Annotated in this window: 21 protein-coding genes; 20 read left to right on the forward strand and 1 reads right to left on the reverse strand. The window is 49.0% G+C overall.

Features of this window, described 5'->3' with window-relative positions:
* Positions 1–200 precede the first annotated feature (200 nt).
* From BBR47_RS00470 to BBR47_RS00505, 8 genes are all read left to right on the forward strand, one after another.
* Positions 201–1,634: a PAS domain-containing sensor histidine kinase gene (locus BBR47_RS00470; protein ID WP_012683843.1), complete on the forward strand. Its 1,434-nt coding sequence runs from the start codon at positions 201–203 to the stop codon at positions 1,632–1,634.
* Positions 1,635–1,775: 141 nt separating this feature from the next.
* A complete protein-coding gene (dnaX, locus tag BBR47_RS00475) occupies positions 1,776–3,473 on the forward strand; it encodes a DNA polymerase III subunit gamma/tau (RefSeq protein ID WP_012683844.1) in 1,698 nt (565 codons plus the stop codon).
* Between the two features lie 45 nt (positions 3,474–3,518).
* Complete coding sequence (locus tag BBR47_RS00480) at positions 3,519–3,830, forward strand: YbaB/EbfC family nucleoid-associated protein (protein WP_041749751.1); 312 nt, start codon at positions 3,519–3,521, stop codon at positions 3,828–3,830.
* A gap of 28 nt (positions 3,831–3,858) precedes the next feature.
* Complete coding sequence (gene recR, locus BBR47_RS00485; RefSeq protein ID WP_012683846.1) at positions 3,859–4,455, forward strand: recombination mediator RecR; 597 nt, start codon at positions 3,859–3,861, stop codon at positions 4,453–4,455.
* Between the two features lie 151 nt (positions 4,456–4,606).
* Positions 4,607–5,080: an SRPBCC family protein gene (locus BBR47_RS00490; RefSeq protein ID WP_012683847.1), complete on the forward strand. Its 474-nt coding sequence runs from the start codon at positions 4,607–4,609 to the stop codon at positions 5,078–5,080.
* Between the two features lie 59 nt (positions 5,081–5,139).
* Positions 5,140–6,117, forward strand: a complete 978-nt coding sequence (locus BBR47_RS00495; RefSeq protein WP_012683848.1) for a CPBP family intramembrane glutamic endopeptidase — start codon at positions 5,140–5,142, stop codon at positions 6,115–6,117.
* A 15-nt stretch (positions 6,118–6,132) separates the two neighbouring features.
* The gene (locus BBR47_RS00500) at positions 6,133–6,363 is read left to right on the forward strand and encodes a DUF2508 family protein (RefSeq protein ID WP_012683849.1); all 231 of its coding nucleotides are present in this window, start codon (positions 6,133–6,135) and stop codon (positions 6,361–6,363) included.
* 12 nt (positions 6,364–6,375) lie between these two features.
* Positions 6,376–6,642, forward strand: coding sequence for a pro-sigmaK processing inhibitor BofA family protein (locus BBR47_RS00505; RefSeq protein ID WP_012683850.1), 267 nt, complete (start codon positions 6,376–6,378; stop codon positions 6,640–6,642).
* Between the two features lie 16 nt (positions 6,643–6,658).
* Here the strand turns inward: BBR47_RS00505 and BBR47_RS00510 are convergent, their stop codons facing one another.
* Positions 6,659–7,186 (reverse strand): hypothetical protein, encoded by a 528-nt coding sequence (locus BBR47_RS00510; RefSeq protein WP_012683851.1) that lies wholly within the window; start codon positions 7,184–7,186, stop codon positions 6,659–6,661.
* 195 nt (positions 7,187–7,381) lie between these two features.
* Between BBR47_RS00510 and BBR47_RS00515 the strand changes: the two genes are divergently transcribed.
* From BBR47_RS00515 to rsmI, 12 genes are all read left to right on the forward strand, one after another.
* Entirely contained in the window at positions 7,382–8,371 is a 990-nt protein-coding gene (locus BBR47_RS00515; RefSeq protein WP_012683852.1) for a hypothetical protein, read from the forward strand.
* 60 nt (positions 8,372–8,431) lie between these two features.
* Positions 8,432–8,614 (forward strand): sigma factor G inhibitor Gin, encoded by a 183-nt coding sequence (locus BBR47_RS00520; protein WP_007719893.1) that lies wholly within the window; start codon positions 8,432–8,434, stop codon positions 8,612–8,614.
* Positions 8,615–8,718: 104 nt separating this feature from the next.
* Positions 8,719–10,191: an aminotransferase class I/II-fold pyridoxal phosphate-dependent enzyme gene (locus BBR47_RS00525; protein WP_012683853.1), complete on the forward strand. Its 1,473-nt coding sequence runs from the start codon at positions 8,719–8,721 to the stop codon at positions 10,189–10,191.
* A gap of 39 nt (positions 10,192–10,230) precedes the next feature.
* Complete coding sequence (gene tmk, locus BBR47_RS00530) at positions 10,231–10,872, forward strand: dTMP kinase (protein ID WP_012683854.1); 642 nt, start codon at positions 10,231–10,233, stop codon at positions 10,870–10,872.
* Positions 10,873–11,014: 142 nt separating this feature from the next.
* On the forward strand, positions 11,015–11,344 hold the full coding sequence (locus tag BBR47_RS00535) for a cyclic-di-AMP receptor (protein ID WP_007719896.1): 330 nt from the start codon (positions 11,015–11,017) through the stop codon (positions 11,342–11,344).
* A gap of 92 nt (positions 11,345–11,436) precedes the next feature.
* Positions 11,437–11,883, forward strand: a complete 447-nt coding sequence (locus tag BBR47_RS00540) for a YaaR family protein (protein ID WP_012683855.1) — start codon at positions 11,437–11,439, stop codon at positions 11,881–11,883.
* 16 nt (positions 11,884–11,899) lie between these two features.
* Positions 11,900–12,880 carry a DNA polymerase III subunit delta' gene (gene holB / locus BBR47_RS00545; protein WP_012683856.1) on the forward strand — a complete coding sequence of 327 codons (981 nt, stop codon included), beginning with the start codon at positions 11,900–11,902 and terminating at the stop codon, positions 12,878–12,880.
* A 3-nt stretch (positions 12,881–12,883) separates the two neighbouring features.
* On the forward strand, positions 12,884–13,699 hold the full coding sequence (locus BBR47_RS00550; protein WP_012683857.1) for a PSP1 domain-containing protein: 816 nt from the start codon (positions 12,884–12,886) through the stop codon (positions 13,697–13,699).
* Between the two features lie 28 nt (positions 13,700–13,727).
* A complete protein-coding gene (yabA, locus tag BBR47_RS00555; protein ID WP_012683858.1) occupies positions 13,728–14,099 on the forward strand; it encodes a DNA replication initiation control protein YabA in 372 nt (123 codons plus the stop codon).
* Positions 14,100–14,207: 108 nt separating this feature from the next.
* Entirely contained in the window at positions 14,208–14,975 is a 768-nt protein-coding gene (locus tag BBR47_RS00560; protein WP_007719904.1) for a tRNA1(Val) (adenine(37)-N6)-methyltransferase, read from the forward strand.
* Positions 14,950–15,225, forward strand: coding sequence for a GIY-YIG nuclease family protein (locus BBR47_RS00565; protein ID WP_007719905.1), 276 nt, complete (start codon positions 14,950–14,952; stop codon positions 15,223–15,225). Before BBR47_RS00560 ends, BBR47_RS00565 begins: the two co-directional genes overlap by 26 nt.
* A complete protein-coding gene (rsmI, locus tag BBR47_RS00570) occupies positions 15,222–16,094 on the forward strand; it encodes a 16S rRNA (cytidine(1402)-2'-O)-methyltransferase (protein ID WP_012683859.1) in 873 nt (290 codons plus the stop codon). The genes BBR47_RS00565 and rsmI overlap by 4 nt, the downstream gene beginning before the upstream one ends.
* The last annotated feature ends 98 nt before the right edge of the window (positions 16,095–16,192 follow it).

A 16,192-nucleotide genomic window follows, 5' to 3' on the forward strand; every position in this document is an offset into this window, starting at 1 on the left:
GCATGCTATTTTTGTTTATGTTTATTTTACGATCCAATTATTTTTTGTTGCAATTTGACGATAACTAGCGAAACATTTCCATGCTTTTCAAGCGGATAGAATGAAGGTTTTATGAGTATTTTCACGAATTTTCATAATAGGCGGAAAGGATTTCGGTTTCTTTCCTTTCAAAATACGTCATAGGCCAGGAGGGACAAGCAATGAGTGCACTTTCTTCGTTACATCTCGTTGGCTCGTCCGGTCGATTGCAGCGGTTCATGCATCAACTGCCTACTGCCGTTTTGTTGGTGAATCAAGCGGGTAGTATCGTGGAGGTCAACGAACAACTGCTTCGTGTAACCGGATATTCACGCGATCAACTAGTCAATCAGCCAATCAGCTCTCTTCTTCCCCATCGAGGTTCCATAGAGCACCTGTATGAGGAATATTTGCGAAGGGAAGAAGAAGTGGGAACCAAAGGCGAGGTCGAACTGGAATGGCGTGATAAACAAGGGAAATGCAGGAACACATCTGTCATGATCATGGCACAGCAAGCAGAAGAACTTCTGTACATGATTCATTTTCCCCAACTCCTAAAAGAAAGCGATCAGCTTTTATCGCAACGATTGCTGACCAAACTGACCTATGATACAAGCATGGGCTTGTTTATCCTCGACGAGAAATCGATCATTATCGAAGCCAGTCAGACGGCGTGTAAGCTACTGGGTATGGAGAGACTGGACGTCATCAATAAGCACGTCGATCAAGTATTTAGCGGCATCCCCGAACCGCATCGGTTCATTAAAAAAGAACTGTTGGAAGGCGTAAAGCTGCAAAATGTCGCGACTTCCTGGACGAATGACAACCAACGCTATGAGCTGATTGTCGACGCAAATACACTCCAAGACGAGTCAGGGAAAATAGTGGGGGCGTTTATTCTTTTCAAAGACATAACAAACCTGCGATCCTTCGCCCAAAAGCTCGAGCGGAATGAACGCTTGGCGATGATCGGGCAAATTGCTGCTGGTACAGCACACGAGATTCGCAATCCCCTTACCTCGATCAAAGGTTTTCTGCAAATGTTCCTCAAGTTATTTGGTGACAGTGGCATGGAGAGGGAGAAAACGTACACCGAAATCATGCTCACAGAAATCAATCGCATCAATTCTTTAGTCAGTGAATTCCTGCTATTGAGCAAGCCGCGTAATATTCAATATTCCATGGTCGACTTAAATACCGTTTTTGAGGAAATTTTGCCGATCGTCGAGTCGCAGGCGAATCTGTACGGAATTGATGTCCAGTTTGCCTCTTGCGGTAAGCTTCCAATGGTCGTCGGGGATAACGAGCTATTGAAGCAAGTGTTCATTAATATCTGCAAAAATGGAATAGAAGCAATGGGAGAGCAGGGATCGCTTCAGATTTCCCATCATTTCGATCAGGATGGCGATAAAGTGAGTATCGATATTCACGATTCAGGTCCAGGTATTCCGCTTTACATTATTGATAAGATTTTTGATCCGTTTTTTACGACAAAAGAGGAAGGGACAGGGCTCGGATTGTCTGTCTGCCAAAAAATCATTCACGATATTGGCGGTCAAATCCGTGTCTCCTCCAAAGGGTTTGGGACGACCTTCCATATCATGCTGCCATATTAGGTGTAGAATGCGTCCCGCACAATTGTGAACGGGGCGTTTTTTAAGTGAGACATGTCCGTTCACTTTGTACGAACGGTGGCAATCGTGTATACTGAATAGGATATAGAAGAGGACTGTGCAGATGGGGAGTGTCACACGAACATGGCTTATACCGCGCTATACCGCGTATACCGACCGCAGACTTTTCAAGACGTAGTCGGACAAGAGCATGTTACGACAACCTTGCGTAATGCTTTACGCGAAAATAGGCTGTCCCATGCCTATTTATTCAACGGTCCCCGAGGTACGGGAAAAACAAGTGCAGCCAAAATTATGGCGAAAGCAGTGAACTGCGAGCAGCCCATAGATGGCGAGCCATGCAATCAATGCGATACGTGTAGAGCCATCTCCAACGGTTCTGTAACGGATGTGCTGGAAATCGACGCGGCATCCAACCGGGGTGTTGAAGAGATCCGCGACATTCGCGACAAAGTGAAATTTGCCCCGAGCGACGTCAGGTATAAAGTGTACATCATCGATGAGGTGCATATGCTGACGACAGAGGCATTTAACGCTTTGTTAAAAACCCTCGAAGAGCCGCCGTCCCACGTCATTTTTATTTTGGCGACGACAGAGCCGCACAAGCTGCCAGCTACGATTATCTCTCGTTGCCAGCGCTTTGATTTTCACCGAATTCCACTGAGAGTGATGGTCGATCTTTTGCAAAGGATTTGCCAGTCACAAGGGGTGCAGGTGGAGGAGCAGGCCCTGCAGCTCGTAGCGAAGATGGCTGAAGGTGGAGCCCGTGATGCTCTTAGCTTGTTGGACCAAGCGATTAGCTATAGCAAGGACGAGGTTCGTGCTAGTGATATTATGCAGATTACGGGCACAGTTGCCCAATCTTACTTTTCTGTGCTTGCGCGACATATTGCCGAAAATGATATTGCGCAGGTCATGGAGCAATTTGATAAAGTCATGGTGCAAGGGAAGGACCCGGAGCAGTTCCTGCACGATTTCCTCTACTATTACCGCGATATGCTGTTATTGAAGACAGCGCCGCAGCTAGAAGAGATTGTCGAGCGGACCATGATTGATGACCAGTTTGCAGAGGTTGCAAAGCTGTACTCGTTTCCAGTGCTTTACGCAGCGATTGAGACCTGCAATCAGGCTTTGTCGCAATTAAAATGGTCGACCTATGCAAGGGTGTTGGTTGAACTAACCCTTGTCAAAATGTGCCAGCCTAATGCGAATGCGACGGAATCTATGGGAGCCTCACCCGTTAACAGCGAGGAACTGACCGCGATGTCCAATCGTATCCGCGTTTTGGAAGAGCGTTTGGTTCAAGTGATGCAAGGTCAGGTGAGCACTCCCGGCCAGCAAAAGGCCGAAGAAACGCGTAAGAGCGAACCAAGGCGCATAGCTGCGGCTTCTGGTGGTTCACGAACCCCGATGAACAGAGTCAGGGAAGTCGCGAAGGCCATGGATGAGAATTTGACGAGACAAGTGCGTGGGCAGTGGAGTCAAATTTTGACCGAACTGAAAAAGATCAAGATCCAGTACCAGGCTTGGCTAGTCAATGGTCAACCGGTAGCTGCCGGCAATGAAGCGGTTGTCGTAACCTTCAACAGTGCTATCCATTGCGATAAGACGATGGAGGCAGAGCTTCGGAGCGTGATTGAGCGCGTTATGTCTACGGTGTTGGGCAGGCCCTTGCAGCTCTTGTCTGTCATGGAGGAAGAGTGGCAAAGTGTAGACCAGCAGGTTGGTCAAAAAGACGCTTCTGATGAGCCAGAAGAGGACCCGTTTTTTGCGGAAGCCATCAAGCTCGTCGGAGAAGGTCTTGTTGAAGTCAAAGACTAAATCATACACTCATAACCATTTAGGGAGGATACCTCAATGAAAAACATGCAGCAAATGCAACAAATGATGAAGCAAGTGAAAAAAATGCAGGAAGAAATGCAAAAAGCGCAAGAAGGCTTGAAAGATAGAATCGTGGAAGGCTCTGCTGGTGGCGGTGCTATCACTGTGAAAATTGATGGACATAAGCAAATCAAAGACATCGTGATCAAGCCAGAAGTAGTAGATCCTGAAGATGTGGAAATGCTGCAAGACCTGGTGCTCACTGCTGTGAACGATGCACTGCGCAAAGCAGATGAAATGGTAGGCAAGGAAATGGGCAAATTTACTGGAGGCATGAACATCCCAGGCCTGTTCTAAAAATTGGGCAGGAAAAGAGGAGTAGGCGATGTTTTATCCAGAACCGGTCTCAAAGCTCATTGATGGTTTTATGAAATTGCCCGGCATTGGTCCCAAAACGGCTGGGCGGCTTGCCTTTTTTGTGCTCAATATGAAAGAGGACGACGTGCTTGATCTGGCAAAAGCATTGGTCAATGCCAAGCGTCAGCTTCATTACTGCTCGGTCTGCAACAATATTACCGATCTCGATCCATGTCATATTTGTCGGGACAAACGCCGTGACGGCTCCATCATCTGTGTGGTGCAAGAGCCGCGAGACGTGGTAGCGATGGAGAAGACGCGAGAGTTTGAAGGGTATTATCACGTTTTGCACGGGGCGATTTCTCCTATGGATGGGATCGGTCCGGAGGATATTCGCATTCCTGACCTGTTGAAGCGCCTCGGTGACGAGCAGGTGAAGGAAGTCATTTTGGCGACCAATCCGAATATCGAAGGGGAAGCAACAGCGATGTACATTTCCCGGCTGATTAAACCTTTTGGCATTCGCGTGACGCGTATCGCCCACGGCTTGCCAGTCGGTGGAGACTTGGAGTACGCCGATGAAGTGACGCTGACCAAAGCATTGGAAGGCAGACGCGACCTATAAAGGAATTTTAAAAAGTTCTCCTTCTTCAGGTTCTCGCCACTTTCTCGGTGCTGAAAGGACGACTTTTTAAATATTATCCTAAAGTACGCTATAGATAGAAAAGAAGACGGGGTCTGCCTGTCTTTTTTTTGTTTCAAGAGGAGGATGCAGGATGCCAGTTATTCGAATGGAGTTTTTGATAGATGCTCCGCGACAGGTCTGCTTTGATGCTGCTAGAAGCATTGATTTGCATATGGAATCAACCGCCAGCACGAAGGAGAGAGCCATTGGTGGAGTAACGAGCGGACTAATAAACCTGGGGGAGACTGTTACCTGGGAAGCCATTCACTTCGGTATCAAGCAGAATTTGACGGTGAAAATCACAGAGATGGAGGAACCGTGCTATTTCGTGGATGAAATGGTTTCTGGCGCATTCAAACGGTTTCATCACACGCATGAGTTCATTCCGATTACGGACAATCAGACGAGGATGATCGACATTTTTGATTACACATCTCCGCTGGGTATTTTGGGAAAGCTCGCGGATTGGTTGTTCCTGGAGGCGTATATGACGAGATTTTTACGAACGCGTAATGAATATCTCAAGCAAGTAGCAGAAGATCAGATCAAAGCTTTGCAATCTTAATAGAAATGCCGGACTTTTTTGAATGGACGAGACATACAGTGAAATAGGAGCGTGAGGAGATGCTGACAGGACCAGGACTGTCGCTTGCGAGTGGGATACGGCGACAAAAGTCCACTCCATGGGCGATCATGCTGTTTATTGGGTATTGGCTCATGTTTGCTGCGGAGTTATCCATGATTCGTTTTCACAAGGGAGTAGACGGAAAGTGGGTCGCTAGTACCGTCGGGCAACCGGAGGTGTGGTTAGGATTACTTGCATTTGGGGTGACGGTATTTAGCTTCCTTGCGACCGTTGGTTTCATTGTGAGCCTGCTAAGAGAAAGACGGCAGCTAACGTCATGGCTGTGGCAATATGACGAGCTTACAGGGAATGATGTACTGCATATTGTAGCTTGGCTGCATGTGTTTCAAACGGGCGTACTGCTGTTGTATGGGTTTTTACTGGAAGGTACCTTCTTTTCCATTGGAACGATCGGAGGGATATTGGAATCAGCTATTTTTCAACTGTTCCTGTTGATTTTGATTCCACTGTGGTTTCGTGGACGACTGGGAGAAATCGGCGTTCGCCGACCTGTACGACTAGGCCAGATGCTGTTGATGCTCGCTGCTCTGTTTCTTTTGATTGCATTAGTGATGGATGCGGTGGTGACTAACCCAATTGCCGACTGGTTTGGACTGTCTCTATCTTCAGAGCGAGAGCAGCAGATCGAAAAAGAGATTGTGCAGGCGAAAGAAACGGATATTTTGGCGGCGCTCACCTCACTCGTGGTCATTGGCATCTTGGTTCCGATTGCGGAGGAGATTTTGTTTCGGGGCGTGATTCAGACTTATCTGGTTCAGAGAATTGGGCCTCTTTTGGGTATTTTCCTGAGCAGTCTCTGGTTTGGGCTCCTACATATGGATCTCGCCCTATTTGCTCCACTTTTTGTCATTGGACTTTTACTCGGATTCGTTCGACATCGGTACCAATCAATCTGGGGAGCCGTTTTGTTGCATGCGTTGAACAACATGACAGGGGTACTTTACTACTTTCAATGAGGGGGAAGCTTGCTGGTGAGTAGGTGGAGAAAAAAAGCACGGTTCGTGGTGGAATGGAATGAAGCGAGCTTGGATGTGGCAGTCAATCAGGCGCGAATGGACTGGCAGCATGCCCGCCATCTTGTGGAGATCAGTGAACCGGATGGCGGTTTGGATGATGTCATTTACTATTTGCATGTGACCGAAAAGCGGTATATGTATTTGCTCGCGCAAGCAAAGCGCGAAAGGAATCGCCAACAGGCATAGGAGGAAAAGCCGATGACTACAGGGTGGGTTATAGCACTGATTGTAGTTGGAATTTTGCTGGTGATTGCCGTCAGCAAATCTGTCACGGGCCCGATCAGGTGGATTGGATTTGGGATCATGCAAGTCGTGATTGGCGCACTATTGCTGTTTTTCACCAATCTGGTTGGAGAGCTGGCTAACTTCCACATCCCGATCAACCCGGTGACGGCTCTGCTCGTCGGACTTCTCCGTTTGCCTGGATTGGCGGCGTTGATTGTCATCAAGCTATGGGTTATGTAAAGGTGTATCGATTCGGTTATCCATCGGTAAGTAAAAAAGCAACGCCGCGATCCTCGTATTTCACACGGCTACGACTTGGCAGACGAAAGGAAGTAAGGAGGGCGAGGAGGCGTGGCAGCGAGACGATCAACGTTCCGGTGATCAAAGTGAGTCCGTATCCTTCCGAAAGCCACACATAAGCCCCGGCTGCAATCGCCATACTCCCAACGTTTACCGTCAGCTCACTTCCCCGATAGACAGAGAGCGGGATGGGAAGTGGATAGCCTGCCCCCCACCATGGAGAGACGAGCATATCGGCAGTTGTCTTTGGCTTATGGCCGCGCAAAAGGGCATACAATCTAAATAAGACCAAATGACAGATCGGTATAACGGGTAGAATCGCTAATGTCACAATCAGCGTATAAGCGGGGACTTGTAGCATGAATGAGTGCCAAATAAGGGACAAGCCTATTAACAGCAGTTGAAAAAGGTAGCCGACGAATTGCCAGCGAAAACGATAGAGCAGCTTATAGCTATAGATCGTATGGGCGGCGGTTTCTTTCATGAGAAGTCACTTCCTTTGACAGCGGTCTGGATGAATGAAAGTCTGCGTTTCCATTATCGCACAGTCGCAAATCTTGAGAAAGCTCATACAACGAATGAAACAAGCCGTTTGTCTAGCCTGATTAGACTGACGGCTTTTTGTTATGGAAAGGATAAAAGGAATGATAGGGGTAGGGCGTAAGGAGGGAAGAAGAGCGTGAAGCTTTGGGTCATTTCAGAGGAGGTTGTAGCCAGATTCGGAAATGAGCTAGGAGCATGTGGAATCGAGCTGGTTGTTTGCAGCACAGATGCTATTCAAGAAGGCGCCAATGGATTTTTGCTGACAAAAGAGAGTGATGGCAAGCTTTTGCAGGAAAGGGTGCAACAGCTGGGGACGGGGCCATGGCTCGCGCTTGTCTACGGAAGTGATGTGCCATACGACTGGGCGGATACTTTACATACCCAATACGAGCACACCGGGGAGTATGAGGTCATTCGCATGGCGTTATTTACCCACGAGCGTGCTTTGCTTGGGGGGGAACCTGATGGGAGATGGATGCGATTCCTCTGTAGGCAGCTCGCTCGATACTCACTGGTGACGATGGTATGCGGGATGCGCGAAGTGGATGAAGCGCTTCGGCAATTGCCTCGCTATCTGGCATGGAAGGAGCAGTTTTATATCGAACTTGGTGCCAGCTGCGATGAGAAGGGAATTTCTCTGCTCCAAGTCAGTCGCGCGCTCGGTATGGACAAACGAATCGGTCACGGCTGGCTCTACCCGTCCCGTCAGGACTCTTCTCTCATCGTTCGATGGCTTGTAAAAGAATGCAGGCTCGTTCTACAAAAAGCCAATATACAGCGGATCGTACTTTGGGGAGAGGATTCGCTATGGGAGCAGATGTCTTCTGACTGGTTGGCTGGAAAGGACGTTGCCATGTACACGGGGGAGGACAAGCCAATTCCGAACAAAAGGATGACGCGTTGGACGCTATACGATTCGTGGCAGGATGCTATAAAGGATGCGGATTTGCTCGTGATCGGGAATGCTGCGGGAACGACCATTGCAGAGCTGCCGTTATCAGAGCTGGTTAGCAGAATGAGGCATTCCTATGTCATTGATGCGGCAGCTTGCTTCCCTGTGCAGGAAGCCCAGTCCTACTTCCAAGCCTACCGAGCTATCGGCGAAAACACGAACGTTTGGGAATGATGCTGACTATAATAGGGTATAATGATTGGTATATTGAGGAAAAGGGCAGGCGTTTTCACTATGGAAAAAGTTGCTCAGCGATGTATCGTCTGTGAACAGGAGCAGAATGACGGAATCGCCATTTGTGAGCAGTTTATCTGTCAACGGTGCGAACAGGAAATGGTCAATACCGATGTACAGGATGAAAAGTATCCGTTTTTTATTCATCAGATGAGACGCATTTGGTTGCGAAAAGATGCGTGAAGAAAGAAGGCATCGGTGCATTCCGGTGTCTTTTTTTTGCTGGATTCATGCGTGTCCAAATCATGCTAAAATAGGGGAATAAAAATAAAGGACGTGAGTCGCGCGTGTTGGAGAGAGATGTTGAATTTCGGGAGCGACAAAAGCGTGCGCCCCTTTATGAACAGCTTGAACGGCACGCCAAGCATCGGCCGCATCCGTTTCATGTGCCAGGACATAAAATGGGCAACAGCTTTGACAACCATGCGAAAAATCGCTTTCAAGACATTTTGGAGCTGGACGTAACGGAAATTAGCGGGACAGACGACCTGCATCAGCCACAGGGTGTCATTGCAGAAGCGCAGGATTTGGCGGCGCAAGCCTTCCATGCGGAACAGACCAAGTTTTTGATCGGAGGAAGTACAGTAGGAAATATCGCCCTCATCATGACGGTATGCAGACCGGGCGACAAGATACTCGTACAACGCAATTGCCATAAATCTGTATTCAACGGCATTATGATGGCGAGAGCAACCCCGATCTTTTTAGTACCTGCCGTCGATCTGGCAACAGGAGTCGCTGCGGGTGTAAGGCGCGAAGATGTAGAGCGTGCGCTGCTTGCACACCCCGATGCCAAGGCAGTTTTTTTGACGAATCCGACCTATTATGGAATGGGTATCGATTTGGCGAAATTGGCGGCTACTGTCCATCGGTTTGACGTACCGCTTTTAATAGACGAAGCTCACGGTGCCCACTACGGGTTCCATCCTGCCTTTCCGCGTTCTGCTATGCAGGAAGGTGCAGATGCTTCGGTCCAATCGACACACAAAATGGGAACAGCGATGACGATGTCCTCGATGCTGCATATTCAGGGGGAGCGGATTGATCGTGAACGGTTGTTCCGCCATCTCGCCATGCTTCAGTCTTCCAGCCCATCCTATGTGCTGATGGCTTCGCTCGATGTAGCCAGACGTCATCTGGTGTTGGAGGCGACCGAGGAGTGGAACAGGTTGTTGCCGCTTTTGGACAAGTTTCGGGAGCGACTTGATCGACTGGACTGGCTGGATTGGCCGCGCCTGTCCACAAACAGCGTATACGCTACGCTTGACCCGTTGAAGCTGTTTTTTCATTTGCGAACAGCCCAATTCAGTGGATTTGACTTGCAGAAATGGATGGAAAAGCACGGGATTTTCTCGGAGCTGGCGGATGACTCTCATGTACTCCTCGCAGCCTCGACAGGAACAGCCTCCCGTGACCTGGAAGCTTTGTGTAGATTGCTTGAATCGATGGCGCCACAAGTAGAACCGGGGGAGGAGCGCATTCTTTTGGCGGGAGTCGTGTCTTCCCATTATTTGCGCGAGCAGGCATTGCCGATGCATGAAGCCGTTGATTGCCCGAGGGAGTCCATTCTTTTGGAGCAGGCTCTGGGACGCATTGTGGCAGAGATGGTGATTCCATATCCGCCAGGGATTCCGGTGCTGGTGCCAGGCGAGCGGATCGATGAAGAAAGTCTGGCGATGCTAAAGGAATTGGCGAGAGGACAAACACGATTCCACGGCGTACAAGACGACCAGCTACAAACGATACAGGTTTTACGATAATTTAAGCAACTGGCCTGCTACAACAGGGGTGGAAGGAGTATGGAAGTGGCAACAGGAAAAAAAGGCCGATTTATTACGATAGAAGGCGGAGAAGGGGCTGGGAAATCCACCGTCATCGCCAAGCTGTACGAAGAGCTGAAAACGCGGGGAGTCGATGTGCTTTTGACTCGTGAGCCCGGTGGAATTGATATCGCCGAAAAAATTCGGGAAATTATTTTGAATCCGGCCCACACGCAGATGGATGAAAGAACAGAGGCTCTCTTGTATGCGGCAGCACGTGGTCAGCATTTGGCGGAAAAGGTGTTACCTGCTTTGGCAGAGGGTAAGCTGGTACTGTGCGACCGTTTTATCGACAGTAGTCTCGCCTATCAAGGACATGCGCGGGGATTGGGTATTGATGCTGTCTACCAGATTAACCGATTTGCTGTCGGAGACTGTATGCCGGAATTGACTTTATTCTTTGATGTACAACCCGAAACCGGATTGGCACGGATTAATGCTTCCCGTGGACGAGAAGTAAATCGTCTCGATCTGGAAGGGATGCGTTTCCATGAGCTTGTTCGAGAAGGGTATCAGCTGGTCATGGAACGCGACCCAGAGCGCTTTGTCGTCATTGATGCCGAGCAGCCGATGGAACAAGTATATCAATCTGCCCTACAGGCACTGCTAGACAGATTGTAAAGGCTGTAAGGTTCCCTGTACCGCAGGATGATGTACATGCTGTATAATATGTTTAAGCGAAATAACGTACCAAGCCTACGTGTTTTTCATACAATGAAGAAGTCAAATTGGGAATCGATCATGGGAGAAAGGGTGATAGCCGATGAAAATGGTAGTTGCGGTCGTCCAAGATAAAGATAGTGGTCGTCTGTCTCAACAACTGGTAAAAAAAGGTTTTCGTGCTACGAAGCTGGCTAGTACGGGTAGCTTTTTACGCGCCGGTAACACAACTTTTTTGATCGGTACGTCTGACGAAAGCGTGCCGGAAGTAATCGACATCATTGCGCATAATTGCAAATCCCGCAAACAAATGGTCACTCCCGTCTCTCCACTCAGCAATGCTGTAGACTCGTTCATGCCATATCCGCTGGAAGTACAGGTGGGTGGTGCGGCAGTATTCGTATTGGATGTCGGGGAGTTCCACTCATTTTAATGTGGTTCCTTCTCTCTTTTTTCGCAGCTTTCGTATATACTTGATCTCATGGGGACAAACCCTGTATTGGATCGGGCGACGGAGGTGGCGATATGAAAATCAGTGATGGGTTACGGCCTAAACTGGACTTGATTAAAACGACGGATTCACGCAAGAATCCTCAACTGGAAAAGCTGAATTTTGGCACGATGATTCAAGGAGAAGACGAACGTATGTCTCAGGAGAAGCTTACCCGGCTGCTGACAGACATAGACAAGCAGGGACAGATTCTTGCTCGTTCCCGCGCCGTTCGTGACTTCTATGCTTATAAAAATCTCGTCAAGCAGTTCATGGAAGAGGCTGTGAAGTTCGGCATTGCCTTAGATGACAGACGAGGAATGAATCGACGTGGTCGCAGCAGGCTGTACAAGATCGTCAAAGAGGTGGATGCAGAGCTGCTCAAGCTGACAGATGAGCTCTTGAGCGAGCAGGCACCAACGATTGATTTGTTAGCCAGGATTGGCGAAATCCGCGGCATGTTGATCAATTTGTATTTTTAGTGGGTGTGAAACCATCATGACATGGACCCGTTTTTCTCAGCAGCCACGAGCACAGGAACTGCTGTCTCATAGTTTGCGCAACGAACGACTGGCACACGCCTACTTGCTGGCGGGTCCCAAAGGTTCAGGTAAAAAGCAGATGGCCCTGCATCTGGCGAAGTCCCTTTTTTGTTCGGAAAGGGAGGCAGACGCCTGCGGGGCCTGTGTTACATGCAGGCGCATAGATGGTGGCAACCATCCGGATGTGTTGTTTATTACGCCTGATGGGGCTTCGATTAAGATCGACCAGATCCGTTCGCTGCAAAAAGAAATGGCGATGCGCGCCGTCGAGTCGTCACGCAAGGTATATATCATCGAGCACGTCGATAAAATGACGACACAGGCTGCCAACAGTCTGCTCAAGTTTCTGGAGGAACCGCCCGCTGGTGTACTGGCACTACTTTTGACAGAGCACAGCCATGCGATTCTTCCTACGATTTTATCTCGATGCCAAATCGTTCAATTTTCACCACTTTCTGCAGAATCGATTGCGGAAAAGTTGCGTGCAGAGGGCGTTTTGGCGGGAATGGCGCAGGTTGCCTCCCACATTACGACAAATGTGGAAGAAGCTATGACACTCAGCCAATCAGAATCGTTTGCACAGCTAAGAAATCTAGTGATACAATTGGTGCAGGAGTGCAAACAGCGCAATTCATCTGCACTCTTAACGATCCATGATATGTTGCAAAAGAGCGACAAAAGTAAAGAGGAACTACCCCTCTTTTTAGATTTGCTCATCCTTTGGCTGCGCGATATCCTGTATTTGCAAGTAGGCAGGCATGCCCATCTCATTAACAGCGACCAACAGGATGTGCTGCAAGGACAAGCACTGGTATGGACAAAAGCTGAGCTCTTGCGTGGGATAGATTTGGTCATGGAGACGAAAAATCGGATAGAGCGAAATGCCAACGCACAGTTGGCTCTTGAGCGGTTGGTTCTTCAATTCCAGGAGGGATAACCCTTGTACGAGGTTGTTGGGGTCCGCTTTAAGAAAGCGGGCAAAATATATTACTTCGACCCTGACCGACTGCCGATTGAGCAAGACTGCACCGTCATCGTGGAAACGGCGCGAGGGGTCGAATTTGGCAAGGTCGTCATTGGCAAAAAAGAAGTGGCTGAGTCTGATGTCGTATTGCCGCTGAAAAAGGTCATTCGGATGGCAGACGAGCGAGATGCAAAACAGGTGGATGAAAACAAGCAAGCCGCCAAGAATGCTTTTGCTGTATGTCAGACGAAGATCAAAGAGCACAAGCTCGATATGAAGCTGGTCGATGTGGAATACACGTTCGACCGCAACAAGATTATCTTTTATTTTACTGCTGACGGCAGGGTTGATTTCCGTGAGCTTGTAAAAGACCTCGCCTCCGTATTCCGCACCCGGATTGAGCTTCGCCAGATCGGTGTGCGTGACGAAGCCAAAATGCTCGGCGGGATCGGGCCTTGTGGCAGGTTGCTTTGCTGTTCGACGTTCCTCGGCGATTTCGAGCCTGTCTCGATCAAAATGGCCAAGGACCAAAATCTTTCGTTGAATCCAGCCAAAATCTCTGGTCTATGCGGCCGGTTGATGTGCTGTTTAAAATACGAGAACGACAACTATGAAAGCTCGAAGGATGAGATGCCGGATGTCGGCAAATTGGTCACCACCCCGATGGGGAATGGACGAGTCGTTTCCGTAAACGTGCTTGACCAATCTGTTCAAGTAGAGCTTTCAATTGACAAACGTGTCACCGAATTCGGATTGGATGAGATTGCGATAGGTCTCCCCACCTTTGAATAAAGTGTGGGGGTAGGGGAGAGGTGAGCTAGTGGACAAACGGGAAATCTTCGTCAAGATGGCGAGCATTGAAGAACGTATTGGCGACCTTTATAAGGAAATTGGTGAATTGAAAGACGTCATCGTTGTTTTGATGGAGGAAAACGCCCAATTACTCGTTGAAAACCAGCACCTTCGCAACCGACTAGACAGGAAAAAGACCGGCTCCCAAGCAAAACAAAAGGGAACAAGCCCTGTCGCGAAGGAAAAAGCCAAAAAGGCAGTGGTCGGCGAAGGATATGACAACCTAGCCCGTTTGTACGCGGAAGGATTTCATATCTGTAATGTGCATTTCGGCAGCCTGCGAAAAGAAGGGGATTGCCTGTTCTGTCTCTCATTCCTGAGCGGCGGCCCTCAAAAATAAGCGGTGAGTAACCAGCACCACATGAAAAAGCGACCTGGGCCACGTGTCAGGTCGCTTTTTTCCGGATAGGAATAATAAGACAAGAACAAAAGGGAGTACGAGTCGCAGATGGAACCTGTCACCAACGTGCCGCTGTACGAAACAGAGCGCATCGATGATTTATTGACACATGAAATGAAAATAATCCAGAGCCACGAGGTGTTTTGCTTCTCCATGGACGCAGTTCTTTTGGCGCGATTCGCATCGGTGCCGAAGCGCGGAAAAGTATTGGATATGTGCACGGGCAATGGAGCTATACCGCTCATTATGACGACGCGTACGCCAGAAGCCAGTTTTGATGGAATCGAAATTCAAGAGCGTTTGTTCAGCATGGCGAGCCGCAATGTGACATTGAATGGTTTGAACGAGCGAATTACGATGCATCATGGCGATGTGAAGGATGCGGTGTCGCTGTTTGGGCACGGGAATTTCGATTTGATCACCTGCAATCCCCCATATATGCCTGCGACCAGTGGGGAGAAAAACATCAGCGAGCACTTTGCGATCGCTCGTCATGAGATTATGCTGTCCTTGGAGGATGTCATTCGCGTGGGGAGTCAGTTGCTAAAAAATGGCGGGAAGCTGGCGCTCGTGCATCGATCCACACGTTTGATCGACATCGTTTCGCTTATGCGCCAATACGGCATTGAGCCGAAACGAATGCGTCTGGTTTATCCGCGTAGGGAAGCAGAGCCGAATATGGTTCTGATCGAGGGAATAAGGGGTGGAAAGCCGGAGCTGAGAATTCAGCCGCCGCTGATTGTGTATGAAAATGGAGAGCAATACTGTGAAGAACTACAGGAAATCTATTATGGCAGACGAGATTCCCTCGAGTAAGAGTCACTATGTCTACATCCTCTCTTGTGCGGATGGGACACTCTACACCGGATATACAACAGAGCTGATCCGTCGCTTGGCTGCTCATAATGAAGGAAAGGGTGCCAAGTATACGAGAGGCCGCGGGCCAGTGGAGCTGCTCTATTGGGAAGAAGGGGCAGACCGTTCCTGGGGTCTCAAGCGTGAAGAGAGCATCAAACGATTAACGCGCAAGAAAAAAGAAGAATTGATTGGAGGGGCCTCCGAATGAATGTGCAACGCAGTTTTGCGTCAGAAGAAGCAGGAGTCCTTTATTTGGTGGCTACACCCATCGGTAATCTCGATGATATCACGGTGCGGTGTCTAAATACGTTGCGTGAAGTCGATGTCATCGCGTGTGAAGATACGCGCCAGACGAGAAAGCTGCTGAATCATTTTCAAATCGAAAAACGTACGGTCAGCTATCACGAGCATAATAAGGAAGCAAGTGGAAATGGGTTGCTACAGTGGCTCGCCGAGGGCAAAAAGATTGCCTTGGTAAGCGACGCTGGCTTGCCGGCTATTTCCGACCCGGGTGCGGAACTCGTACGAGATGCGACCGCAGCAGGATTTTCTGTCATCCCCGTTCCAGGTGCCAATGCGGCGTTGACAGCTTTGATCGCTTCCGGTCTTCCTACTGATCGCTTTGTATTTTGCGGATTTATGGGACGCGAAAACAAAGAAAGACGCGAAGAGCTGGAACGACTGAAGCGATATCCAGAAACGCTGATTTTTTATGAAGCTCCTCATCGGGTGGAAAAGACGCTTGCGGCCATGCGGGAAGCGTGGGGGAATCGGCGAGCTGTCCTGGCAAGAGAGCTGACAAAGCGCTACGAGGAATTTGCGCGCGGGACGTTGGACGAGCTGTTGGAATGGCTCAGAAGCGGCGAGGTACGCGGTGAGTTTTGTGTTATTGTCGAAGGCAACACCGGTCCGCTGGAAGCGGAAGTCGATGATGCATGGTGGCAATCACTGAGTATCGTGGAGCACGTGGATCATTACTGCGCACAAGGCATGGGAAAAAAGGAAGCCATCAAGCAAGCAGCTGATGATCGAAACGTATCCAAACGAGATGTTTACAACGAATATCATCGTGAATAAAAGGGAATGAGTGAGCAAAGCTGGCCGATATGGTCGGCTTTTTTCTTTTCGTCATCTCGACGGGTTACGTTTAATACGATGGTAAGGGGTACCGCGGT

Source organism: Brevibacillus brevis NBRC 100599, from assembly GCF_000010165.1.
Lineage (GTDB): Bacteria > Bacillota > Bacilli > Brevibacillales > Brevibacillaceae > Brevibacillus > Brevibacillus brevis_D.